The 23,421-nt window shown below is 27.6% G+C and carries 21 protein-coding genes; 4 read left to right on the forward strand and 17 right to left on the reverse strand.

The window, feature by feature from the left end; all coding sequences use genetic code 11:
* The 8 genes from CRU95_RS11970 to CRU95_RS12005 form a co-directional block, all read right to left on the reverse strand.
* Positions 1-906, reverse strand: a complete 906-nt coding sequence (locus CRU95_RS11970; RefSeq protein ID WP_129101349.1) for a NapH/MauN family ferredoxin-type protein — start codon at positions 904-906, stop codon at positions 1-3.
* Between the two features lie 21 nt (positions 907-927).
* The gene (locus tag CRU95_RS11975) at positions 928-1,416 is read right to left on the reverse strand and encodes a hypothetical protein (protein ID WP_129101350.1); all 489 of its coding nucleotides are present in this window, start codon (positions 1,414-1,416) and stop codon (positions 928-930) included.
* The gene (locus CRU95_RS11980; protein ID WP_129101351.1) at positions 1,413-2,015 is read right to left on the reverse strand and encodes a hypothetical protein; all 603 of its coding nucleotides are present in this window, start codon (positions 2,013-2,015) and stop codon (positions 1,413-1,415) included. The genes CRU95_RS11975 and CRU95_RS11980 overlap by 4 nt, the downstream gene beginning before the upstream one ends.
* Positions 2,012-2,755, reverse strand: coding sequence for a 4Fe-4S dicluster domain-containing protein (locus CRU95_RS11985; RefSeq protein WP_129101352.1), 744 nt, complete (start codon positions 2,753-2,755; stop codon positions 2,012-2,014). Before CRU95_RS11985 ends, CRU95_RS11980 begins: the two co-directional genes overlap by 4 nt.
* 10 nt (positions 2,756-2,765) lie before the next feature.
* Positions 2,766-3,977 carry a nitrous oxide reductase family maturation protein NosD gene (locus CRU95_RS11990; protein WP_129101353.1) on the reverse strand — a complete coding sequence of 404 codons (1,212 nt, stop codon included), beginning with the start codon at positions 3,975-3,977 and terminating at the stop codon, positions 2,766-2,768.
* 2 nt (positions 3,978-3,979) lie between these two features.
* Positions 3,980-4,768 carry a cytochrome C gene (locus CRU95_RS11995; protein WP_129101354.1) on the reverse strand — a complete coding sequence of 263 codons (789 nt, stop codon included), beginning with the start codon at positions 4,766-4,768 and terminating at the stop codon, positions 3,980-3,982.
* A gap of 104 nt (positions 4,769-4,872) precedes the next feature.
* The gene (gene nosZ / locus CRU95_RS12000) at positions 4,873-7,470 is read right to left on the reverse strand and encodes a Sec-dependent nitrous-oxide reductase (RefSeq protein ID WP_129101355.1); all 2,598 of its coding nucleotides are present in this window, start codon (positions 7,468-7,470) and stop codon (positions 4,873-4,875) included.
* A gap of 201 nt (positions 7,471-7,671) precedes the next feature.
* Positions 7,672-8,358, reverse strand: coding sequence for a response regulator transcription factor (locus CRU95_RS12005; protein ID WP_129101356.1), 687 nt, complete (start codon positions 8,356-8,358; stop codon positions 7,672-7,674).
* Between the two features lie 68 nt (positions 8,359-8,426).
* Here CRU95_RS12005 and CRU95_RS12010 point away from each other — a divergent pair, with 68 nt between their 5' ends.
* Positions 8,427-10,025, forward strand: coding sequence for an ATP-binding protein (locus CRU95_RS12010; RefSeq protein WP_129101357.1), 1,599 nt, complete (start codon positions 8,427-8,429; stop codon positions 10,023-10,025).
* Positions 10,026-10,340: 315 nt separating this feature from the next.
* Here the strand turns inward: CRU95_RS12010 and CRU95_RS12015 are convergent, their stop codons facing one another.
* The 4 genes from CRU95_RS12015 to CRU95_RS12030 are packed head-to-tail and all read right to left on the reverse strand — an operon-like array spanning position 10,341 to position 14,732.
* On the reverse strand, positions 10,341-11,147 hold the full coding sequence (locus CRU95_RS12015; RefSeq protein WP_129101358.1) for a CbbQ/NirQ/NorQ/GpvN family protein: 807 nt from the start codon (positions 11,145-11,147) through the stop codon (positions 10,341-10,343).
* Position 11,148: 1 nt separating this feature from the next.
* Positions 11,149-12,891 (reverse strand): nitric oxide reductase activation protein NorD, encoded by a 1,743-nt coding sequence (locus tag CRU95_RS12020; protein WP_129101359.1) that lies wholly within the window; start codon positions 12,889-12,891, stop codon positions 11,149-11,151.
* A gap of 2 nt (positions 12,892-12,893) precedes the next feature.
* Positions 12,894-14,276 carry a cbb3-type cytochrome c oxidase subunit I gene (locus CRU95_RS12025; RefSeq protein WP_129101360.1) on the reverse strand — a complete coding sequence of 461 codons (1,383 nt, stop codon included), beginning with the start codon at positions 14,274-14,276 and terminating at the stop codon, positions 12,894-12,896.
* 9 nt (positions 14,277-14,285) lie between these two features.
* The gene (locus CRU95_RS12030) at positions 14,286-14,732 is read right to left on the reverse strand and encodes a cytochrome c (RefSeq protein WP_129101361.1); all 447 of its coding nucleotides are present in this window, start codon (positions 14,730-14,732) and stop codon (positions 14,286-14,288) included.
* A gap of 129 nt (positions 14,733-14,861) precedes the next feature.
* On the opposite strand from CRU95_RS12030, the gene CRU95_RS12035 reads away from it, so the two are divergent.
* Entirely contained in the window at positions 14,862-15,275 is a 414-nt protein-coding gene (locus CRU95_RS12035) for an Rrf2 family transcriptional regulator (RefSeq protein ID WP_129101362.1), read from the forward strand.
* A gap of 122 nt (positions 15,276-15,397) precedes the next feature.
* On the opposite strand, the gene CRU95_RS12040 is transcribed toward CRU95_RS12035, so the two are convergent.
* Positions 15,398-17,041 carry an LTA synthase family protein gene (locus CRU95_RS12040; RefSeq protein WP_258238706.1) on the reverse strand — a complete coding sequence of 548 codons (1,644 nt, stop codon included), beginning with the start codon at positions 17,039-17,041 and terminating at the stop codon, positions 15,398-15,400.
* 632 nt (positions 17,042-17,673) lie between these two features.
* On the opposite strand from CRU95_RS12040, the gene CRU95_RS12045 reads away from it, so the two are divergent.
* Complete coding sequence (locus tag CRU95_RS12045; protein WP_129101364.1) at positions 17,674-18,780, forward strand: integrase; 1,107 nt, start codon at positions 17,674-17,676, stop codon at positions 18,778-18,780.
* A 98-nt stretch (positions 18,781-18,878) separates the two neighbouring features.
* On the opposite strand, the gene CRU95_RS12050 is transcribed toward CRU95_RS12045, so the two are convergent.
* Genes CRU95_RS12050 through CRU95_RS12060 form a run of 3 tightly spaced genes read right to left on the reverse strand, consistent with a single transcriptional unit; the run spans position 18,879 to position 21,038 of the window.
* Positions 18,879-19,619: a hypothetical protein gene (locus CRU95_RS12050; RefSeq protein ID WP_129101365.1), complete on the reverse strand. Its 741-nt coding sequence runs from the start codon at positions 19,617-19,619 to the stop codon at positions 18,879-18,881.
* A 27-nt stretch (positions 19,620-19,646) separates the two neighbouring features.
* Entirely contained in the window at positions 19,647-20,339 is a 693-nt protein-coding gene (locus tag CRU95_RS12055; protein WP_129101366.1) for a hypothetical protein, read from the reverse strand.
* Between the two features lie 12 nt (positions 20,340-20,351).
* Positions 20,352-21,038 carry a hypothetical protein gene (locus tag CRU95_RS12060; protein WP_129101367.1) on the reverse strand — a complete coding sequence of 229 codons (687 nt, stop codon included), beginning with the start codon at positions 21,036-21,038 and terminating at the stop codon, positions 20,352-20,354.
* Between the two features lie 216 nt (positions 21,039-21,254).
* On the opposite strand from CRU95_RS12060, the gene CRU95_RS12065 reads away from it, so the two are divergent.
* Positions 21,255-22,136 (forward strand): hypothetical protein, encoded by an 882-nt coding sequence (locus CRU95_RS12065; protein ID WP_129101368.1) that lies wholly within the window; start codon positions 21,255-21,257, stop codon positions 22,134-22,136.
* Positions 22,137-22,237: 101 nt separating this feature from the next.
* Here CRU95_RS12065 and CRU95_RS12070 read toward each other — a convergent pair whose 3' ends face one another.
* Positions 22,238-23,350, reverse strand: a complete 1,113-nt coding sequence (locus CRU95_RS12070; protein ID WP_129101369.1) for a DUF4885 family protein — start codon at positions 23,348-23,350, stop codon at positions 22,238-22,240.
* Between the last annotated feature and the right edge of the window lie 71 nt (positions 23,351-23,421).

The following is a 23,421-nucleotide window of genomic DNA, read 5'->3' on the forward strand; positions in this document are numbered from 1 at the left end:
TTATATTAAACCTTTCAATCTAAAATCAAATTTTAATGCATCAGAGTGACAGACATCAATACAACGTCCACAAAGAGTACAGTCAGCTCCTGCCACATATTGAGTTTTTATGCCTTTTTCTTTTCTTTCTTTGTCATATTTGGCTTTTGTTAAATCTAAAACTTGATTTTCAAAACAAACATCATGACAGACCATACAATGGTCACAATTATCATTCCATTGAATTCTAAGAGTACTTACTTTTCCAATATACCCATATGTTGTTCCTATGGGACAAATATAAGTACACCAAGCACGCCGAGAATAAAAAACTTCAATCAAAAACACTACAAAAACCCACGAGATTGCTAAGCTCCATCCATAAGTAATAAACCTACTTAATATTCCCACTACATTAAAAGTTTCAAAAACTAAATATCCACTTGAAAAAGCCATAACCATAAACATAATCCAAAATACATGTCTTATTTTATGATTAAAACTTCTTCTTTTTATTAACTTCTTATTTACTAAATAATTATGTAGTTTTTCACTTATCTCGCTTAAAAGTCCATATGGGCATACCCAAGAACAATATGTTCGTCCTCCAATAAATATATAAAATACTAATATTGTTGTAGTTCCAATAATTATATTTATTGGTAAATGATAAGTTGCTAGATACATTTGAATTGTAGTAAAAGGATCTATTAAATGAAATCCTAAAAACCTTGAACCATTTAATGTTCCTTCTAATGTTTGTATATCAATTGCAAATGATAAGAAAAAAAGTAGGTGTATAGCAATTACTACTATCCATCTTTTCATTCTATAAGAAAAATATCTTTCCCCCTCTTTTGTCTTATCAAAAAAAGTTGAAAAAAAAGTTGAATTATTTATTGTCTCTTTATTATTCCATTTATCCATTTTTTTTCCTATAAGAATATATTATTTACTTAAAGCTTCTTCTTTTGCTTTAAACTGCGAAATTTCTTTTGCGAAAGTTTTTAAATTCTCTTTAGAAAGATTTATTAATAAACCTTTCATCACAAGGTTATCTTTTCTTCCCGTTTTAAAATCAATTAATTTTTGAAATAGCTCTTCTTCTGTTTGTCCAATTAAATTAGCTCCCATGAGTTTTTTGCCATTTTGCATTCCTGAGCCATCAATTCCATGGCAAGAAGAACATTTACTTTTATAATCATTACTAACTTCAAACTTAAGACTGTTTCCAGCTTTTTCTTTTAAAGCTTTTAATTTTTCTTGTTCAATATCTTTTTCTTTTTCTGGAGTAATTTTTATCTTTTCTTGAAAGGTTTGTATATCTTCAATAATATGTCCTGCTTCTCCACCTTGAAATGCTGTTCCATTTTTATATGAAAATATCATCAAACCAATAATTATAAGCGTTGAAATTATTGCAATTATATTTTTCATTTTAATTCCTTAACTTCTTTATTAAATCTATAAATTTCTTTTGAGATTTTTTTTATCTCATCTTCATCCATTTGGCTTACAAGTTCTGCCATAAGAACATTTGCATTTTTATTCTTTTTGAACTTCATAATACTATTAAAAATAGAATCATAATCTTTATTTAATAATGATGGTCCAATTATTCCATTAGCATAATCATTATGACAAGAGGAACACTTAACAATAAAATCTTTACTAAGCTTTTTTACAAGCATTGATATTCTAACTTCATCATATGGAGTTTTTACATGCATATTTGCATCAACAATACTTCTAGGTTTTACTCTAATAGAAGCATCTTTATTCGCAGGTTGTGAGTTTTGTTCATATTCACTTTTTACATCATAATCCATATAATATGATTTATCTTCCATTCCTGTTTTTTCTTTTTGTGCAACTTTTATTTCTTTTATATTTTTATTTTCTTCTATTTCTATTTTTAAAGGAGCTTGTGCCTTTACATTTTCATTTTCATTTTTAGTAACTTTTTCTTCTTCTTTATCAAAACAACCTAAAAACAGAAAAGAAAGAGCTGTAAGCAACAATATTTTTTTTATCATGATTTAATTCCTTTAATATAATAATCTTCATAAGACAATCTTGGTTTTACTACAATTGCAGGTTCATTTGCAGGGCATAATTCTTCACATACTCCACACCCAATACAGCCTTCATAAACTTCAGGTTTTTTTCCATTATCACTATTTATCATTGAAATTGCACCCAATGGATTAGAAATAGGACACATATCAGCACATATTGTGCACTGTTTACCTTCGAACTTATCTAATTTTATTAACATATCTTTTTCAAGTTTAGTTATATTATTTTGATTATTAGTAAAATCATGGATTCTCTTACTAAATCCACTTGGTACAGGAGTATTACTCAATGCTAAGCATTTATTAGGAAACTCTAAAACAGCTATTCCCATTTGCGCATCTTCTGCTTTTTCAACCTTATGATCTAATGCTCCACTGGGACAGGCAAGGACACAGGGAACAGCGCTACATGCATAACAACCTCTTTCTCTTGGATCAATATAGGGAGTTCCAATTCCATGTCCTTTTATTAAATCAGAAAGTTTAATAGAGTGATATGGACAAACTTGCAAACATTGACCACATTTAATACATAAAGCCAAAAACTCTTTTTCTGTAACTGCACCAGGAGGTCTTAATCTCATCTCAGCTTGCAATAAATGTGGACTAATCACTACTCCAGCACCAAAAGTTAAACCCAGTATTCCAAGTGTTGAAAACTTAATAAAATTTCTTCTATCTTTTTCTATATTTTTCATTATTGAATCCTCAAAATTTCAACTTAGGTTCTTTATCTTGCAATAAGAATATGGGTTCACTAAAAGGAGCTAACTTTGCTAGAAAGTTCAATAAAGAAATTACAGGAGAACCATAAAAGAACTTAACATCTGGATTATAAGACCAAAGTTGATCTGCATATTGAAAAACTTTATGGGGAGAATCTCCTATATTATCTTTATTTATATCAAAGCCTTCATAGTTATCCCAATAATTCCCTACAATCACATTTTTATCCGTTTTTGAACCTCTACTATCATTTATTATATCCTCGATATTTCCTTGGATTGCATTCCCTTTTATGATATTATTTTCACTAATTGAATGAAAATGAATAGCTTCTGAATTGTATAAAATTTTATTATTTTCAATCCAGTTATTTGTATCTGGTTCAAAAGGCGATCTATCTATATATATACCTTGAGCACAATATAAAATAGTATTGTTTTTTATTATAAAATTTGAAACATCTTTAAGCCCAATACCCATACCTGTACTACCTAATGAACTTTTTATAATATTGCCTGTTGCTATAGTATCTTGGCTATACATAAAAAATATACCTACAGAATTAAACTGATAAATATTATCTTTTACAAAGTTTTTCCCAGCATACATAAAATGTAAAGAGTATCTATTATACTCTCCAAAATTATTTGATATTTCATTCCCATGTGAATACCAAACGACCACATCTCTTGATTTAACAATTTTATTTTTTGTGATGATATTATCATTGGAATACCAAAGTCTAAGACCATCTCCTCTTAAACCTAAATCTAAATCTTTTGATGTAATATAGTTATTTGATATTATTGAATTATTTGTCATTGAAACATCAATACCAAATAAAGAATCTCTTATAATGCAATTTGATATTTCAGACTGTCTTGAATTTGATATTTTTATTCCTGCATCAAGACCTTCATGTCTATCTCCACTTCCTTGAATAGTAAGATTTTTCAAAGTTACAAAAGGACTTTTAATTTGAATAACAGTGCCTTTTCCAGCTCCATCGATAATTACATCATCTTCTTTTCCTATAATAGTTAAAGGTTTATTTATTATAATAGAACCTTTATATATACCTTTTGGTAATTTTAAGATAGAACCTACAGGTGCATTATCAATAGTCTCTTGTAATAAATTTGCTAACAAAAAATTAAAAAATATAAAACATAATACAAATATAATTCGTAACATTTTTAAACCTTATCTTCCATTTCTTTTATAGCTCTATTTCTAGAAAGTACAGCTAATAAACTAAATAAACCTATTAGCAACAAAGCATAAAATCCAATCGTTGGATAAGAATGTGTTGTAAATTGGGCAATTTTCCCATCACCAAATACGGTTGGCATAAAAGGCTTAATTTTAAAAGCTCCCCAATCATGTAAATTATGTCCAAACCAATATAACCAATATGAATATTCTGCAACAAAGATTAAAGGTAAGGCAGTTGATATATACATTATGTATGTTAATACTTTTTTATTATATAAAATAAAATATATCATAAATAAAGAAAGCCCTAAAAGAGCATATAGTCCAATTTCTCTTTCAATTCTTCCACCTCTCCACATAGGATCCATACCTACATAATGGTTTATTGTATTCATTTCATGCACTTCTCCAGAAAATCCATCAAAATGAAAATAAACGGGAATACCCTCTGGAAAAGCTTTTTTTGGGTAATTAGGTGCTTCAAGAGAACAAGACCAAATAGGCAAAGAGGCAACTCCTATTTCTGATGAAGTTTTAATCATCATCTTTAAATCATTGTGAGCTTCTTCAGGAGTTGTTGTACTTTTATATCTTCCTTTATTATAAAAATTCCAAACATTTATTGCAAGGGGAGAAATTTCCCCAACTTTGTTATTATAGATTTTATTTAATGTCCCATGAAAAGTAATCATTGGAAAGGTAAAGGCTAATGTCATAATAACTAATGCTATACTTGCATAAATTTTTGATTTAAAAAAACTTGAATACATTTTCATCCTTAAATTTAATTTTTACAGTACAAAAGAAACAATTTATACTGTAAAAACTATAGTAATAAAGAGGAAGATTAAACTTCCTCTTTTATATTTAGATTTTAGAAAAGATTTGCATTTTCATCAACCCATTTAAGATATTCAATAATATCTTTTACTTCTTCTTTACTCATATGTTGATTAGGCATTTTTAAATTAAAATAATCAATCATTGCTTTTACATATGGTTCTTTATATTTTGATTCGGGTGATAAAATAAATTTACTAACCCAATCCACACCATTTTCATGTCTTGTTAAAACACCAGTTAAATCAGGACCTGATGAAACTTTTCCTATTACATGACACCCATTACATCCACCTTCTGCAAAAGTATTCTCTCCTCTTATAGCAGCAGAGCTTTGTTTTGTTGCAATCTTTCTAACTAATGCATCTTTTGCCCTTATTCCTACATCTGCTGTTTTAACCATTAATTGCCAAATCATATTTTCATATAAAATAGCTTTTTCTATATCGCCTTTTTTAAGAGCTTCATTTGCTTTTTTCTTTTGTTCTGGAATTTGATTATATTGATCAAAGGCATCTGTTACTAAATCAGCGACAACTTTGTGTTCTTGAAATTTATTGTCTTTTAAAAATTTAACTACTGATTGAATAACTGTATCAGTAGCATTATTAACTGCTACAGTTTTGTCATATTCAGCTTTTAATTCTTCAGAACTCATAGATTTCATTTTGAGCTTTTGTGCACTTTCATATTTTTTATTAGGATCTTTAACTAATAAATAACCCATCATTTCTAAATGTAAAGCAGAACAAAACTCTGTACAATAGTATGGGAATACACCTTCTTTATCTGCTACAAATTCTAACTCACTAGTTTCACCTGGCTCTAATGAACCATGAATATTGTAATTATCAACTGTGAATCCATGAGTTTCATCTTGCGCTCTTTCAAGATTTGTCATGTAAATTGTGACTTTATCACCTTTATTAACAGTAATTCTCTCTGGATTAATATGAGATCTAACCAATGTCGCATAAACTTTTACATGATTTCCATTTCGCTCAATTCTTTCTTCACCTGCTAAAGTTTTTCCAATATGTTGTTTTCCTGTTTTTGTATTTGTTCCCATCTCATATCGCACATGAGGATGAAGTTTACTTGCCCTAATTGCAACTGCTTGGTGAGGTTCACCTAAAGGAAGAGGCATATCTACTAATAAATCCATCTTTTTACCACTGATATCAATTAATTGATGATTTTGTGGATGAAGAGGACCAACATTTTGAAATCTGTCAATTGAAAGTTTATTTAATGCAATAATATAATCACCTTGAGGATCAGCAGTTTTGCCTTCCATTCCAGCTAAGTGACCAATATTGTAATGTACATTTACTTTGTCAATAACTTTTAAATCTTTGAAATTCCATTTAACTACTTGAGAATCAACATATAGTGAAGTATAAATTTCTCCATCTTTAGGTGAATATTGATTATGTAATGGCCCAAGTCCTAATTCTACTTGACCATGCAGTGATTTTTTCATATCTAAAATTGGAATACCATAAGGATCTTTACCTACGAACTCTTTTTTATCAATTAACTTTTTTATTTTTTTGAAGTCATAAACAGATGCATGAGTATCTAATTTACCACAAACAACTAAGTATTGTCCTGTAGGATCAACATCAACACCATGGGGAGACTTAGGTTCAGGAATTAAAAATAAAGCATCATTTTTAACAGCAATATCCATAGGAATTACTTTATGATCATTTATAATTTTTACATTTTTGGGATTTTTTGATAATTCATAAAGTTTTCTCCAATTATATACATGTAAAAAGTCAGTATCATTTCTTGACATACCAGCTTCATTTGGTGGCATTCCTACTTCAATTCCCCCTGTATACATTTCAGTATTAAATGAATTAGTAAATCCCCATCCATCACTTATCCCTTTTCCAGAATCAGATAAATCTTGCATATAAGGAGGCATTTCTATTGTAAATGAATCTTTTGGTTGAATTCTTCCAATTTTTGGATTAAATTTCCAAACAGTTACTCCTCCTCTATAAGTTTCTTTATAATCTTCAATAGGATGATATTCATTATCGAAAGGAGCTGCATATTGTGCTGCTTCTAAAATATGTTCTGAATTTGGAGTAAAAAATGATCCACCATGTTCTGATTTAAATACTGGATTTACAACAATTTGTTTAGTTTCAAAATCTTCTAAATCAATTACAGCGATTCTTGGATTTGCCTTATCATTAATAACTAACCATCGTCCATCATACTTTCCGTCTTTTTCTGATAAAGCTGGGTGATGAGTGTCACCCCAATTAATTTCTTTACCTCTTATATTTCCTTGTCTTAAGACTTTTAGAGAATCTTTATCAAAACCATACCCTTGCCATGGTTCAGGCGTAAATACAGCAATATATTTAAGTATTCTCATCGAAGGTACACCATAAACAATCATTTGTCCTGATTGCCCACCTGATGAAAACACAACATATTTATCTTTTACTCCAGTAGGATTGTAAGTCTTTGCAGCTCTAACTACATCAATTTCTGAGAGACCTCTTTCTTTCATAACCTTAGATAATTCACCAGTATCTCCTGATGCAACAGAAGTGACAAGTGCAGTACCTAATACTAATGAAAAAAGTTTATTACACGACTTCCTCATATTAATATTCTCCTTTTTTCTTGTATAACATAAGTATACTCATACAAGAAACATTTAATATTGACAAATATCAATGAAAGATCATATTAAAAAAAACTTGACCTTTAAAATTAATATTTAATCTTAAAGAAAGTTTACAACAAGTTGAGTTTCTTTTAAGTCGCTGTAATTAAAAATTATAAAAAAAACATAAGTTTAATTTTATTCTATTATATAACCTAATTTTGAAACACTTTTAATAACATCTACTTTTAGTTTTTTTCTTAGTTTAAAAACAAGGTTTTTCAAGGCACTTGGGGGAGCTTCTTCATAAATATATAGTTTATCTTCAATATCAGATTTAGTAACTAATGTACCTTTATGTGCTAAAAGTATTTCAAAGAAAGAGATTTCTTTATTTGTAAGAAGAATATTATTTCCTTTAGAAATAAAATTTTTATTATCATAATCATAAAAATTCTGATTTCCAAGATTTATAATAGTCTTTGAATTTTTTAATAAAATATTTGCACATGATTCAAGTAATTGGGATAAGTTAATTTCTCGAATAGGTTTTATTGCATATTCTACTAAAGACAATTTAATAGATTCTAATAAAAAACTTTGATCAGTATATGCACTTGTAACGATTATAGGGATATTTTCATTTTCTTTCCTAATAATTTTTATTAAGTCTAACCCATTTAATTTTGGCATTTTAAGATCTGTTATAAGAATATCTGGTTTACATCTATTATAAATTTCAAAAGCCTCTTCTCCATCTGAAGCAGTATAAACTTCATTAACATAAAGTAATAAAATTTTTTTAAAACTATTTCTTAAATTTTCTTCATCCTCTGCTAAAAGAATAGTAGATTTTTTTAGTTTAATTTCACATCTTTCTTTCATTTTTAATCCATAAATTAATTTTTAGCAAATTATGATACCATTATATTTTTAAAATATTTAGGATATTTATGTTTGAAAGTCTAAGTTTCACAAAAAAATATATTTTAGCTTTAACTATAATTGCATTTTTATCCTTATTAGCATTTTTTAATTTAAGTAAACTTTTAGCTATTCAATCTAATGATGCAAAACTTGTAAATATGAGTGGTAATCAAAAAATTTTTACAAGAGAAATTGCTTTTTTTGCAATTTATTATAAAATTGACAAATTAAAACTTATAATAAAAGAGATGGAGAAGGCACATAAAAAACTTACATCTTTAAAAATGTCAAAACAAGTACATTCTATATATTATGGAAAAAAAACAAATCTAGATGAAAAGGTTAAAAGATATCTTTTTCATGCAAAAAGATTTTATACTAATAGAAATGGACTAAGTCAAAATTATGTTTTAAAGAATTCAGAAAAACTATTAATAGATTTAGAAAAAGCTGTAATTATTTATTTAAAAGAAGCACAAGAAAATACAAAAAAAATACAACAAATCGAAACATATATTTTAATTCTTACTTTGATTACACTACTTTGTGAAGCACTATTTATTTTTATGCCAGCTAACAAAAAAATTAATAAACGTACAAATGAATTAATAAGAGAAAAAGAATTTTCTAATGCAGTTATTGAATCAAGTACAAATGCAATTATTACATTAGATAGTGAATTAAAAATTAAAACATTTAACAAAGAAGCAGAAAATATATTTAAATACACAAAAAACGAAATGCTAAATAATGCAAAATTCACAGAAATAGTTCCAGAAAAATATGATATTTTAAATTTAAAAAATTTAAAAAAAACTCAAGAAGTAGAAGCAATAAATAAAAAAGGAGAAAGTTTTCCTATAAGAATTTCTTTTGATACATGTGGAGAAAATGAAGAAATTGCAATTGTTGTCAATATTCAAGATATCTCAAAAGAAAAATTAAATGATAAAATTCTTGAACAACAATCGAAATTTGCTGCTTTAGGTGAAATGATTGCAATTATTGCTCACCAATGGAGACAACCACTATCACAATTAAGTTTTAATTGCATGTATATCAGAAAAAAGACAAATGATAAAGAAATTATGCGTGAAGCAATTGATAATGAAGAGATTATTCAATTTATGTCAAAAACAATTACAAACTTTCAAGATTTTTATAAAAAAACTGATAATACAATTTTTAATCCTATTATATCTATCGAACAAGCTTTGAAGATTGTAGATTCTATATTAAAATTAAATCAAGTAGAACTAAAAAAAGAGATTGATTCAAAAATAAAAATCTTTGGTAATTCAAATAGTTTAGCACATATTGTTTTGTCAATTATCCAAAATAGTATTGATATCGTAAAATTAAATAAAATAAAAGGTCCCTCAATTACAATCAGTTTAAAAGACACAAAACAACATATTATCTTATGTATTAGTGATAATGCAGGTGGAATAAAAATAGATCCAATTGAAGATATATTTAAACCCTTTAATACAAAAAAAGAAAAAGCATCTACAGGAATTGGACTTTATATGTCAAAGATAATTATAAAAAATCAATTTAATGGAACAATTGAGGCAAAAAATATTCATAATGGAGCAGAGTTTATCATCCTTTTACCTCATTAATTTTGAATAATATTTTAAAATTCCACAATAATTTTTATTTATTGGTAAATAATAAGATATAACAATTAATAATAAAATTACACTAAGCTAAAGTGTAGGTATAATACGAAACTTCAATCGAATATATTTTAAACCTATAAAATAGTTTATTATTAATTGCCCTTTAATAAAAGTAATTAAAACTAAAATAACAACAATTGTGCTATTTATAAGTTCAATATATCTTAATAAAAAAGTTGAAAATAAAAGTAGTATTAAAACAACCAAAATAAATAATAATCCAACTAGAAAAATCTTCTGGAGGATATTGTTTTTTTAACTACACAATTTTGAAACATCACAACTCTTTTTAAAATGTAAAGATATCAGTTTTTCAAGTACTTCTAAAACATCATCTTCATCACTAAGAGATTCAACAATCGAATGCATACAAGCTTCATAAGGATTAAATCCTTTTGTTATAAGTTTTGCTGCATATATAAGTAATCTTGTAGACACAGATTCTTGGATATCGCTATCACTTAATTGACGAATTTCTCCTGCGATATTTACAAGTTTTTCTGCTGTTTTTTCATCAACATTACTTTCTTTTATTATAATTTCTTTTTCCAAAGTAGCTTTTGGATAATCAAAACTAAGTGAGATAAAACGCTGTTTAGTACTAGGTTTCATTCCTTTTAATATATTTTGATAACCAGGATTATAAGAGACAACTAACATAAAGTTTGGGTGAGCTTCTATAACTTCTCCCGTTCTATCTATAGGTAGAGTGCGTCTGTAATCAGCTAATGAATGCAAAACTACTGTTGTGTCTTTTCTAGCTTCAATAATCTCATCTAGATAACAAATACCACCATTTCTTACAGCTTTTGTAAGTGGTCCATCTTGCCAAAAAGTACCTTTTTCATCTATAAGATGACGCCCAACCAAATCAGCTGCACTCAAGTCATCGTGGCAGACAACAGTGTAAACATCTAGCCCTAACTCTTCTCCCATAGTCTCAATAAAACGCGTTTTACCACATCCCGTCGGTCCTTTTATTAAAATTGGTAAATTCATTGAAGAAGCAGTTTTAAATAGTTCTACTTCATTTGATTGTTGTAAATAATAATTTTTAGACATTTTAATTTCCTTTTGTTAAATTCATATATATTTCTGGTAGTACCTTGGGGAGTTTTTTAGGATCACGAATAACAGCATATGCATTTTGACCAAAAAGATAAGGCAAATACTCTTTTGCATCCATATCTATAGTAATACAAAAAGGAATAATTCCTTTTTTCTTTACCTCTTCTATAGCTTTTTTTGTATCTTCTATTCCATAACGGCCATCATATTTGTCCACATCATTTGGCTTTCCGTCGCTAAGTATGAGCAATAGTTTATTTTTAGATTGTTGTTTATCCAAAATCTTAGCACTTTCTCTTATTCCAGCTCCCATACGAGTATAATAACCCGGTTTTATTGTATTTATGCGACCGCGTGCTAAATCAGTGTATTTTTCTTTAAAATTTTTAATAATATGAAAATTGACTTTTGTATTTTTAATAGATGAAAAAGTATAAATAGCAAAGCAATCTTGAAGTCTGTAAAGTGATTCTGAGAATACCATCAAAGCATCTTTAATCATATCTATGACACGGATTTCTTGTGTTATTCCAGCTTCTGTTGAAAGGGATACATCCGCTAAAATCAATGTTGAAATATCTCTTGTTTTTCTTTCATAAGTCTCAAAGAATCTTTGAGAATGATTTGAACAATTTTTATGACTTTTATAATCAATCCATGAATCAATATTAATCTCATCACCATAAGGAAGATTATCTCTTTTGATTCGGTCAAGTTCCATCAAATCCAATTCATGTTGAATTTTTTTCATCATTTTTACATGTCGTTGTGGTAATTTTATGGGTTCTACATTTATCCAAATAAATGGTTTTATACAGACATAATTTTTCAAATAACACTCTTTTTTATAATCCCATTCATCGATAAAATGCCCTTTTCCAAGAGGATATTCTTCAAGAGTTTCTGCTGATATATCTAAATCCATTTTAAGTCTTGAAGAAAGATTTGCATCTTTTTGTCCTAATGTTATTTCATCTAATATTTCTGCATTATAAAGAGCATCTTCATCAAAAGTATCATTTTCTTGTCTATCAACATTAACCTGTTCCAAAAGACTCATAAGTGATTCAGGCAAAAATAATAAAAGACCATCTGTTTCTTTTTTATCATTAATTTGCTCAGCTTTTTTTTTCATCTTTAATGTTTCAGTCTCATCTTGCTTTTCTTTTTCTCTTAATGGTTCATCTTCATCATCAAAATCAAGTAACTTATTGCTATTTGATAAGGCAGGATAAATCCATAAGGGGCTTAAATATTGATGGTTTAAAAATTCCAAAGAATTTTTAATCATAAACTCTTGTGCATAATCATAAAATTCTCTAAATCCAGAATATTTTTCTACAAGAAAACTAATCGTTTTCATATTTTCTTCTATTATATTATTACTGTTTATATTGATTTTACTTAACATTGCAATAAGCCAGTAATAATGCATCTCATTATATTTTTTAGAAGGAAAGTAAGCTAATGAAGCAGGCAAATAAATCCCTTTTTCATCCTGCCAAGAAAGAAAAAAAGTTTTGCCTGTTCCTGAAATCTTTTCAAAAAAAGTTCGTGAAGTTTTTATAAATCTTTTGTCAGTAATATTTATACTTTTAGCTTTATCACCTCCTAAGAGGTGATAAAATATTTTTAAAGCTCTACTTCTTTCAGAAAAGAACACCTGTTCTTCTTCATAAATACTAGATGTTTTTTTTGTTAAATATTTAGCCCATAACTTTCCAACTTTTTCATCCATCTTTAATTGCCTACCTTTACCTCTTTAACAAAGAAACTGTAAAAATATGTCAATAATCCAACAAAAACCATTAGTCCAAATAATAAACGAATTCCATAAACTACTGATAATTTTGCTTGTGTAGCCATGAAACTAAGAGCATGAGCTGAATCAGGGATTCTTTGCATTTCAATTTGCATTATTCCAGCAACAGTTAGAGCCAAGGTAAGTCCTATCATACCAATAACCATCAACCAGAAACTTGTCAATTCTACTTTTTGCGCTTTAGGTCCATTTCCATGTGGACGACCTCTAAGAATCGGCATAGAATAAGATATCAAGGTAAAACATATCATAACATACGCACCAAAAAATGATAAATGCCCATGTGCTGCTGTTAGTTGTGTACCGTGTGTATAAAAATTTACAGGTGCAAGTGTATGCATAAAACCCCAAACTCCAGCTCCTAAAAATGATACAATAGCTGTACCTTTAGCCCAAGTAAGTGCTATTTTATTATTATGTTGTATACGACGATTTTTTGTCATGCTAAAAGCAAAAAGTATCATTAGAAAAAATGGAATTGGTTCAGCAGCTGAAACAATAGAACCTATCCATAACCAATATCCAGGAGTTCCAATATAAAAAAAGTGATGCCCTGTTCCTGCTAATCCAGAAATCAATGTCATCGCAATAATTAAATACAACCATTTATCTATGTGTTCTCGGTCAACACCTGTTGTTTTAATTAATACAAATGCTAAAAGTGCACCCATAATAAGTTCCCAAGTACCCTCAACCCATAAATGAACAACAAACCACCAGAAAAACTTATCCATAACAAGATTATCTGGAACATAAAATGCGAATAGAAAGAAAAATGCTAGTCCAAATAAGCCTGTTAGTAAAATAATCGATATAGTCGTTCTTCGACCTTTGAATACAGTCATCGTTACATTTAAGATATAAGATAAAACAACAAAAACAATACCTATTTTAGTAATAGTGGGCTGTTCTAAAAATTCACGCCCCATAGTTGGCCATAACTCATTAAATGTAATTTCTGCTAAAGTTGCATAAGGCACAAACAAATAACCTAATATTGTTAGTACACCTGCTACTGCAAATACCCAAAATGTAATTTTTGCTAATAAGGGGCTCCACAACTCTCTTTCACTTTCTTCAGGTATAAGATAATAAGTTGCACCCATAAATCCAAATAATAAAAGAACTATAAGTAAATTAACATGTACCATACGAAGTACATTAAATGGAATAGCTGGGAATAAAAAATCACCATATAGGTATTGTATTCCCATGCTAATACCAAAAAGAATCTCTCCGGCAAGAAGAATTAGTGCAAAAATAAAATATGGCTTTGCGACCATTTGTGATGAATATTTCATTCGGTTTCCTTATCCTTGAATATTTGGTGGCCACTCTTGTGTATTAACCTTTGATGTCCAAATTAAAAAATCTGCAAGACTATTTATTTGTTCTGGTGTTAAATTAAACTGTGGCATTTTTCTTCTATTAGGAATATCTAATGGTTGAGCAGCCATCCATCCTGATAAATATGCTTTAAATGCTTTTTCATTACTTTCACCCAATCGTTTAAATGCATTACCTAGCTCAGGAGCATAATAAGCACCCTCACCTAATATAGTATGGCATCCTACACAATTGTTATTTTCCCATACTTTTTTTCCAAGAGCAACTGACTTGGTAACTTTTTCTTCGTGACTTAGTTCTGGAATTTTATTAACAGTATCAAAAGTAAGTCCTGCAAATACCAAAATCGCAAAAAGACCTCCACCGAAGTAGATATTTTTGGCCGTATTTTTAGTAATACGCTCACCCATTTTAACTCCTTATTTATATTCTACCTTTAAGTAGTAATTGAAATAGTATCAAATTTTCTTTAATTCTACCTTTAAGTAGTAATTAAATATACCTTCTATATAATAAAGTAAATAGATGAAAGGATTTGCATGCAATTACACAATACTTCACAATATGCAATTAGGATTTTAAGTTATATTACAAATCAAAAGAAAGAATCTCTTCTTAATGCAAAAGAACTTTCAGAAAATTTATCAATTCCGTATAAATTTTTAACAAAAATCATGGGAGAGCTTGTAAGAACCGGCTTAATTAAATCAATTAGAGGAAGAGAAGGTGGATACGAACTAAATAAAGCAGCATCAGATATAAAAATATCAGATATATTAGATATATTTAATGATTCACTTCAAGAAGAGAGATGTATTTTAGGCATAGGTCATTGTGATTGCTTGAATAAATGTGCTTTACATGATCAATGGATTCAACCAAAAAGTTTAATAGAAGAGATGTTTAAAGAAACGACTTTAGACAAACTTGCAAATAATGAAGGAAAAATATAAAAAGTTACTTATCCTGCTAAACTGCTAAAATAGCAGTTTAAAATATAAGTTAAGTTTTACGGAAATAGGCACAATTAAAAGATACTTTTGTTTTGAACTAATTATTCTATATTTTATAGTTATTATCTGAAAAGACGATTTTCATAAACATGATTTAATACAAGAATAAAAGCTAATAAATCTTTTTGAAGTTGGATATCATCTTCTGTTTTTTGAAGGCGTTTATTTATATATTCAAAGGTTAAAGGCTTTGTATTAGGTCTTATTATGGCAACTTTATTTCCATGCCTTAAAGCATATCTATCATTGAATTGCATTAACGACAAATCAACTTTTTTATCGCTAAAAATAGAATGTCCCATAATCGGATATATACTCTTTATTCCGGCTAAATCAAGAGTTGTTGCCAATAAATCAGGTTGTGTTGTTAATTTGTCATAAACAGAAGGTTTCAAATCTTTTCCTAATATAAGTCCTGGGATATGAAACATATCCACAGGAACAATATCATCTCCATAAACTCTTACATTATGATCCGCAGCTATTAAGAAAATCGTATCTTTGTAATATTTTTCATTTTTTGCAGTATTTATAAATTTACCAATAGCATAATCTGCATACTTGATAGCATTTTTAACACTCTTTTTTGCTTCACCTTTTATTAACTCTATTTTTCCATCGGGAAAATCAAAAGGTGTGTGATTTGATGTGGAAAAAATAACTGAAACAAATTTTTGTTTTTTTGCATATAATTTTTTATACTCTTCATTAGCTCTTTTAACAACATCACCGTCACTAACACCCCAAGTTCCTATAAACTCTGGACTTATAAACTTTTCTTCGTCAATCACTTCATCAAAACTATTACCTAAATACCAAGATTTCATATTGTCAAATCTACTTTCTCCTCCATATATAAAAGAAGAATGATAACCTAAAGGTTTAAGTAGTGATGCAATTGTAAAAAAATCCCTTTGAGATTTATTTCTTTTTACAACTCCTTTTCCAGGAATGGAAAAAATTCCAGATGTAAGCCCTGCCAAGCCTCTCACACTTCTTGTACCATTAGAATATAATTCTTTAAAAAGAATTCCTTCTTTTGAAAGGTTATTAAAATTTGGAGTAATACCTTTTTCTCCACCTACAGAGCTAACAAACTGATATCCCAAACTTTCTTGAACAAAAATTACTATATTTTTTGTATTTTGTGTTTTAAAATGAGTCTCTTCTTCTCTTGAAAGAATGTATTTAGAGTCTGTATTTTCAATATTTAATCTTTTTTTTACTCGACTAATTGCTTCACTGATATTCATTTTCCCATATCTTTTTTGAATATCTTTGCTACTATTTTTACTCATTGAATATACAGCATAACCGATGCTATACATAGAATTTTTTGTAACTTCATTCAATATTCTATTTGAAGAATACATTGCATCTGAATTATTTGCAGGTCTATGTCCAAAAGATGATCGAATACCCATAAATAAAATTACGGCTAAAGGAAGAAAAAACAAAGCTCTTTTAAAAAAATTAATATCAAAGATTTCTATAAAGCTATCTTTGCATTTTTTCAAATAGACATAAGAAAAAAGAAAAATTACAGCAAATGCAAATAATAATGGTAACTTATAATCTGCAATAAGCATAGAGAATACTTCTTTGGGATATTCTAAATACTCAATAAAAAGATAGTTTGGTCTAGAATCATATTGAGCCATAAAAGGAAATGTTGCAATCTCTATAAAAATAGTTACTGAAATCATTATTAGAAAATAAATCTTTAATAAGTAATCTATAAAATTACTAAAAATTTTAGGAAAAAGAGTTAAAAGAATAAGAGGTATAACCAATACAATAGAAGTGGTCATTATATCCATTTTAATACCATATAAAAAAGTAAGCCATATATTCACATTTTCATTTTTAAAATGATTAAAATATAATAGAAAAAGAGTAAATCTTCCAATAAAAAATATCGATATAAAAAATAAATAATATTTTAAAAGTTTTTTAATTATTTGCAAATTTTTAATCCTAATCATAAATTTATTTGATTTTATTTATTTCTTATGAATAGCATATGAATAATTTATGAAGTTTTTGTCATATTAATTAAATCTTTGATAAAAGAAGAAGATTAAGAAGAAGAGAGTGTTTAAGTGATAACGATAACCTTATATATCACTTCTTTTTATGATTTATATTTAAAGTTGGCGACCCCATCAAGATTCGAACTTGAGTTTACAGGAGGAAATCCTATAAACATATCATTTATTAAAATTTATTTAATTATATATCATCCTTTTTATGGGATTATTAAATTCTTATTAATTTATTTCATACTATAATAATACATAAAAAGGTATGTCCCAAAAGTATGTCCCAAGGATTTTAGATGGCAGTTAATAGAAAAGAGTTTATAAATAAGATAGATACAGGATTATATGCAAATGCGAAATATGATAAGTTTTATTTAAATTGTAAGGTTAACTACAAGGTTAAACAAAAAGTTTTTACATATACAAATCAGGTATGGGACAAAAAAACAAGAATCAAAAAAGCAAAGATTGATACACTTGAATACATTGATAAAATCAAAAATGATTCTCAAGAAACTAATTTTAATGAAAATATCAAACTAGATACTTTTATAAAACAATATTTTAACACTATGGAAGAGAGTAGCTCTTATAGTGGAAATAGATGGAAAATCTCTATTGTAAACTATTATAACAAACATATCAAAGATATAATCGGTAATAAAAAAATTAAGGACATAAGGCAAATACATATTAAGTCTATTATTAACAATGTTAAATCACTTGGACTAAGTGCTAGAAGTCAGAAAACTGCATTAGAGATATTAAATCCAGTATTTAAAAGTGCTATAGTTAATAGAATTATATCATTTAATCCATGTGATGGTATTACAGTAAAAAGACCAAATACAAAAAAGAAAGTTCAAAATGCATCTGTATTATTAAAAGAGATATACAATGCCATAATGACTATATTTAAAGATGACATATATTTTCAAGCTCTGTTTTTATTTGCATTACAAGGAAGACGAAGATCAGAAATATTGACACTTAGATGGGAATACATTGATTTTGATAACATGTCATATACTTTACCAAATACTAAAAATGGTGAAGAACAAACTTTTATTCTACCAGAATCGATCGCCCTACTCCTCTTAGCGATGGAAACAAATAAAAAACATTATGTTTTTGAATCTCCAACAGATTCAACATCTTATATTCAAAATATTCAAACTCAAACAAGAAAATTAAAAAAGGCATTAAATAATCCAAACTTTGGAATTCACTATTTGAGAAATGTAGTTGTATCAGCTATGGCAGAACAAGGAGTTAATGCAACTTATTTATCAGGAGCATTAGGGCATTCTGATTTAAATACTATTAAAAAGTATTTATCAATACCTTATAAAAAAGGTTCTGAAGTTGCTAATGCAACTATTCAGCTTTTAACGGAATCATAAAACTTAAATGCTGATAATTTAAAGTAGATTTAGGCATAACGGATTAGGGTACTAGCAATCTTCTAAGATGCTAATATCCCTTTTAATAAGATTCTTTTTTAGTTTTTTGTACAACTATTTGTAGAAGAGTCATAAAAATAACCCTCTTTAAATCTAACACCAATATCTTTCAAATTTAGAGTTATCACTTCATCTTCATTATTTGAACTTAAAACATAGTGAAAATATGATTTAAATTTGTTTTGTGAAGTACTAACACTATCTGTTGTTTTTGTGTATTCAACTGTTAAACGTGAATCTGTAATATTCCATGCACTCGTATTTGGCATTTGATTTCTAAGAAAAATATATGCTTTTTTTGATGATTTTGAAAATCCTGCCCACGTGGCTGTTGTTACACTATTGCCATAAATTGCATACCTAGAATTAACTTCAGAAGATAAAGCATCATCTACATAAACTTTATAATCTAAATGAACTATTCTATCAATATTTTCAGAAATAACATCTGTATATTTAGTAACTCCTACTGAATCTTGAGGTACAGTATAGTCACCAAAAGTATAAACCTTTCTATAAACTGGTTTCCCTAAATAAACCTTATTAGTCAAAGTCTCTTCTTTAGAATAAATATCTTGCCCTACTCCATTTTGCTTTGCAATACTTTCTAAATTATTAGAAAAACTATAACTTTTAATACATTCTTTTGTCTCTGTTCCATCATTATTTGTAATTGTTAGTTCATAATCAGCACTTAAAGATAGTGAACATAATAAGCCTATAATTATTGTTAATAAAATTCTTTTACCTGCTAGCAGGATTCCATTTCTTTCCATCATTTCTTATCCTTTTTTTAATTTATATATTTAATTTTTTGTACAACTGTTAGTTGAAGCATCGTATGTATAGTTTTTTTGAAGTCTAATACCAGCATCATCCATTGATTTAGTGATATACTCATTAGTTGTAGAATCACTTGGTAAGTAGTGAACTAAAGTTGTTAATTCATTTGGATTAGTTTGTGCTGTGTCTGTTGTTTTTGTGTATTCTACTATAAAATTTACATCTGATAATTTATTTTTATAATTAATAGAACTGACAAATCTATAATAATTTTTATATATTAAATCTCGAAATTGATTTTCAGATGTATGGATAAATCCATAAGTTTTATTAACACTACCAAAATGTATCGCAGAAATTTGAGTCTCCATATTGTTAATATTAAAATTTACATTTTTCCAAACATTATTATTATTTGCAAAAGAACTTAAATCACCAAGTTTAACTATCTTCCTAAAAACTGGTTTACCCATAAAAACTTTATTCGTCAAAGTTTCTTCTTCTGAATAAATATCTTTTTGATTTACTTTTTTTTGTAAGCTCTCCAAGTTATTAGAAAAGCTATAACTTTTCACACAAAGACTCTCTTCTGTTCCATTTTTATCTGTAAGTGTCATCAAAAAATCAGCTTGGGCTGAGACTAATAATGCAGAACTTAGCATTAGGGATTTAATTATCTTTTTACCTATAAATAGGATTCCACTTTGTTTCATCATTTTATTTCCTTATTAATTTGCTGGTGCTATACAAGAATTTGTTGAAGCATCGTATGTGTAGTTATTTAGAAATCTAATACCAGTTTCGTTTAATGATTTAGTTACGTATTCTCCATTTGAAGAGTCACTTGGTAAGTAGTGGACTAAAGTTGTTAGTTCATTTGTATTAGTTTGAGCTGTGTCTGTTGTTTTTATATACTCCAGAATAATAGAAAGATTATTTAGATTTACCAACTTTCCAAGCCTATAACTAATTTTATCTCCGTCTATCCTATATACAAAAGAATTCTCTGATGTGCCCCATCTACTCATAGCTGAAAAATTTGTACCTATGATACGAGCATCAAAAAGTTTATCCATATTTTTAGGTGGATTTTCATAAGGAGTATACCTCCAGTTTCTATCACTAATTAAATTAGGCATTTTAACAATTTTTCTATACACAGGCTTTCCAAGATATATCTTATTCGTCAAAGTTTCTTCAGTAGAATAAATGTCCTTTTGTTTTACTTCTTTATGTAAACTCTCCAAGTTATTTGAAAAGCTATAGCTTTTTACACAAAGGTTTTCTTCAACTCCTGCTTTATCTGTAAGTGTCATCAAAAAATCAGCTTGAGCTGATGCCAATACAATACTTCCTACTAATAATCCTTTGATTATTTTTTTACCCGCTAGCAGGATTCCATCTTTTTCCATCATTGTTTCTCCTTTTATTTAAAAACAATTAAATATTAACCAATTATTAATAAAATAAAGTAAAAAAGTTATATTTTTTTAAATTATATTATATAGTATAATTTAAATATAATTAATTAGAATATATAAAATAATATTATAGACATATTATTATAATTTTTAATAATTAATTAATAATTTTAATAATATACTTATATATCTTATTAAAAGGAAATTCTTATGTTAAAAAATAGTTCTAAACAGTTACTAAAATTTATTTTAGTTATGTTTTTCAGTTTTTCATTTAGTATCTCTGCCTTTGCAGAAACAGAAAATGGAGCAATTGTAGGAAATAATAGTTATGCAACCGCTTATTCAATGGGATATTGGAAATATGCTTCTTCAACAATTTGTAACTTAAAGGCAGGACAAGATGAAGCTTATTTTAAGTTTACTGCATATAAAGGAGATAGATTATATGTCAGAACTTCTTATGATAGTGATTATCAAGGTATGTTTCTAGAAGTATTAAATAATAATTATACTACTGTTGATAGTAGTGGAAATGTAGTTGATCCAGGTGCAATACTTTCTTTTATATATGTATCAAAAATAAATGCTACTTCAAACTCACAAAATTTTTATATTAGAATTAAAAGAGGTAATTATACAGGTGATATGATTTTTTCAATCAATGTTGAGGATAGAATAAAGTCAAGTAGTGGTAAATTTAACTTTAATGGTACAGCTTCAAATTCAGGAAACCCAGATATATTGACCAATCCTAATGGTGTTGATTCTTCTATCATATCGATGGATCTTACTAATAATTCAACTATCCCAAATGGTGCAGTTGTTAAATCTATTACAACTTCAGGTAATCTATCACGAAATTTGGGAGGAATTACACATGAAATCTTACCTTCTCAAACAAATGATTGGTACTTATCTACTGTAGCTAGTGCAAGAACTGGATATTATAATATAGATTTATCAAATGAATTAAATGTTGCCCAAAAATGGGATTTTAGATATAATGCTTTAGCAAGAAGTTCATCTACAATGAGTGATGTTAAAGCAACTATTAATTATGAATACGATTTAACTAAGGCCTTTGAATAGTTAGTCTGAAGAAAAAGAGATAGATAAAGTCTATCCTCTTTTTTTATATCAATATTTATCACTTTTGAAGAACTCTATATAAAATTCAAAGATATAGACATTTATTCTTTCGAAGCTTCTAATTTATCAATCCAATCTGTTTTTCCTCTTCCATAATTCTTACTTTGCCCTACATCATAAAAAGAACCATTTTCATAATCTATTGACAAAAATAAATCAGGAATAGAATCAATCCCAACTTTTGCTAGATTTTTCAACTCTTCACCATAAGTATAAATTATTGTATCTTTAAATTGTTCTGGAACACTTGTACCAGTTCTAATACTCTCTTTATAAATATCAAAAATATCTGTTCCATCTTCTGTTACAAACTTCCCATTTTCAACACTTAAGTCATTTAAGTCATATCCTGTCTTATCTTTCATTTCAGTAATCAAATAATATTTACCTTGCTTTTCTTTTGTAAATTGTGTTGAATCATCTGAAGAACTTAAACTAATATGATAAAACAATTGTTTTGAGTTTTTTTCATCTAACATCTTTTCTAATAAACTAGTAAGATTTTTATCATCTGTTCCAGTAACAGTTACTTTATAATTATTTGGGTCAATTGTAAATCTTAGTTTTGTATTTTGTGGTATTGTTATATTATTAGCATCTAGTAATTGTTGAACTTGTTTATTTACTTCTTCTCTATTAAATGCTTTTTCTTTTGCACTTTCTACATCAGCATACAAAGGTCCCCTATCTCGAAAAATAGCATCTCCAGATGTTAAACTTTTATCATCTTTTCCCCATTTCAAGTAATTGAATTCATTGCTTTCACCAGCATCTCTTTCTTCATCTGTCAAGCCTTCTATATAATAAGGAGAATATTCATTATGATATTTATCCCAAATATGTCCATAAGGGTTATCAAATTTTTTATCTTCTTCAACTACTTTTGCATAATAATCATTTTTTATTTTTATTCTTATTTCGAGTTCACCTTCATATTTATTTCTTGATTGGATAACTGGTTCTTCTTGTGCTTGTGTTTGATTTATCTTATTTAAGTTATCTTTTGCACTTGAACTTAGGCTAAGACGAATTGGATCATTTTTGTTAGTATTCTCGCCCTCAGTCGATGAACTATTTTCTACATTAGCATTATTTTGAAATATTTTAATGCCATTACTTACAGAAGCAAATGAATTATTTGAGTTTATTGTCATAGGAACTCCTTTTATCTTTACTTAATATTACAAATTAGTAATTTATAAGTAAAAATTTAATTATATAATAA

It is taken from the genome of Arcobacter sp. F2176, assembly GCF_004116465.1.
Classification (GTDB): domain Bacteria; phylum Campylobacterota; class Campylobacteria; order Campylobacterales; family Arcobacteraceae; genus Arcobacter; species Arcobacter siniprincipis.

Coding starts and splice junctions, on each gene's coding strand:
- CRU95_RS11970 (WP_129101349.1), bottom strand. CDS start 906: ATGGATAAATGGAATAATAAAGAGACAATAAATAATTCAACTTTTTTT.
- CRU95_RS11975 (WP_129101350.1), bottom strand. CDS start 1,416: ATGAAAAATATAATTGCAATAATTTCAACGCTTATAATTATTGGTTTG.
- CRU95_RS11980 (WP_129101351.1), bottom strand. CDS start 2,015: ATGATAAAAAAAATATTGTTGCTTACAGCTCTTTCTTTTCTGTTTTTA.
- CRU95_RS11985 (WP_129101352.1), bottom strand. CDS start 2,755: ATGAAAAATATAGAAAAAGATAGAAGAAATTTTATTAAGTTTTCAACA.
- CRU95_RS11990 (WP_129101353.1), bottom strand. CDS start 3,977: ATGTTACGAATTATATTTGTATTATGTTTTATATTTTTTAATTTTTTG.
- CRU95_RS11995 (WP_129101354.1), bottom strand. CDS start 4,768: ATGTATTCAAGTTTTTTTAAATCAAAAATTTATGCAAGTATAGCATTA.
- nosZ (WP_129101355.1), bottom strand. CDS start 7,470: ATGAGGAAGTCGTGTAATAAACTTTTTTCATTAGTATTAGGTACTGCA.
- CRU95_RS12005 (WP_129101356.1), bottom strand. CDS start 8,358: ATGAAAGAAAGATGTGAAATTAAACTAAAAAAATCTACTATTCTTTTA.
- CRU95_RS12010 (WP_129101357.1), top strand. CDS start 8,427: ATGTTTGAAAGTCTAAGTTTCACAAAAAAATATATTTTAGCTTTAACT.
- CRU95_RS12015 (WP_129101358.1), bottom strand. CDS start 11,147: ATGTCTAAAAATTATTATTTACAACAATCAAATGAAGTAGAACTATTT.
- CRU95_RS12020 (WP_129101359.1), bottom strand. CDS start 12,891: ATGGATGAAAAAGTTGGAAAGTTATGGGCTAAATATTTAACAAAAAAA.
- CRU95_RS12025 (WP_129101360.1), bottom strand. CDS start 14,276: ATGAAATATTCATCACAAATGGTCGCAAAGCCATATTTTATTTTTGCA.
- CRU95_RS12030 (WP_129101361.1), bottom strand. CDS start 14,732: ATGGGTGAGCGTATTACTAAAAATACGGCCAAAAATATCTACTTCGGT.
- CRU95_RS12035 (WP_129101362.1), top strand. CDS start 14,862: ATGCAATTACACAATACTTCACAATATGCAATTAGGATTTTAAGTTAT.
- CRU95_RS12040 (WP_258238706.1), bottom strand. CDS start 17,041: ATGATTTCAGTAACTATTTTTATAGAGATTGCAACATTTCCTTTTATG.
- CRU95_RS12045 (WP_129101364.1), top strand. CDS start 17,674: ATGGCAGTTAATAGAAAAGAGTTTATAAATAAGATAGATACAGGATTA.
- CRU95_RS12050 (WP_129101365.1), bottom strand. CDS start 19,619: ATGATGGAAAGAAATGGAATCCTGCTAGCAGGTAAAAGAATTTTATTA.
- CRU95_RS12055 (WP_129101366.1), bottom strand. CDS start 20,339: ATGATGAAACAAAGTGGAATCCTATTTATAGGTAAAAAGATAATTAAA.
- CRU95_RS12060 (WP_129101367.1), bottom strand. CDS start 21,038: ATGATGGAAAAAGATGGAATCCTGCTAGCGGGTAAAAAAATAATCAAA.
- CRU95_RS12065 (WP_129101368.1), top strand. CDS start 21,255: ATGTTAAAAAATAGTTCTAAACAGTTACTAAAATTTATTTTAGTTATG.
- CRU95_RS12070 (WP_129101369.1), bottom strand. CDS start 23,350: ATGACAATAAACTCAAATAATTCATTTGCTTCTGTAAGTAATGGCATT.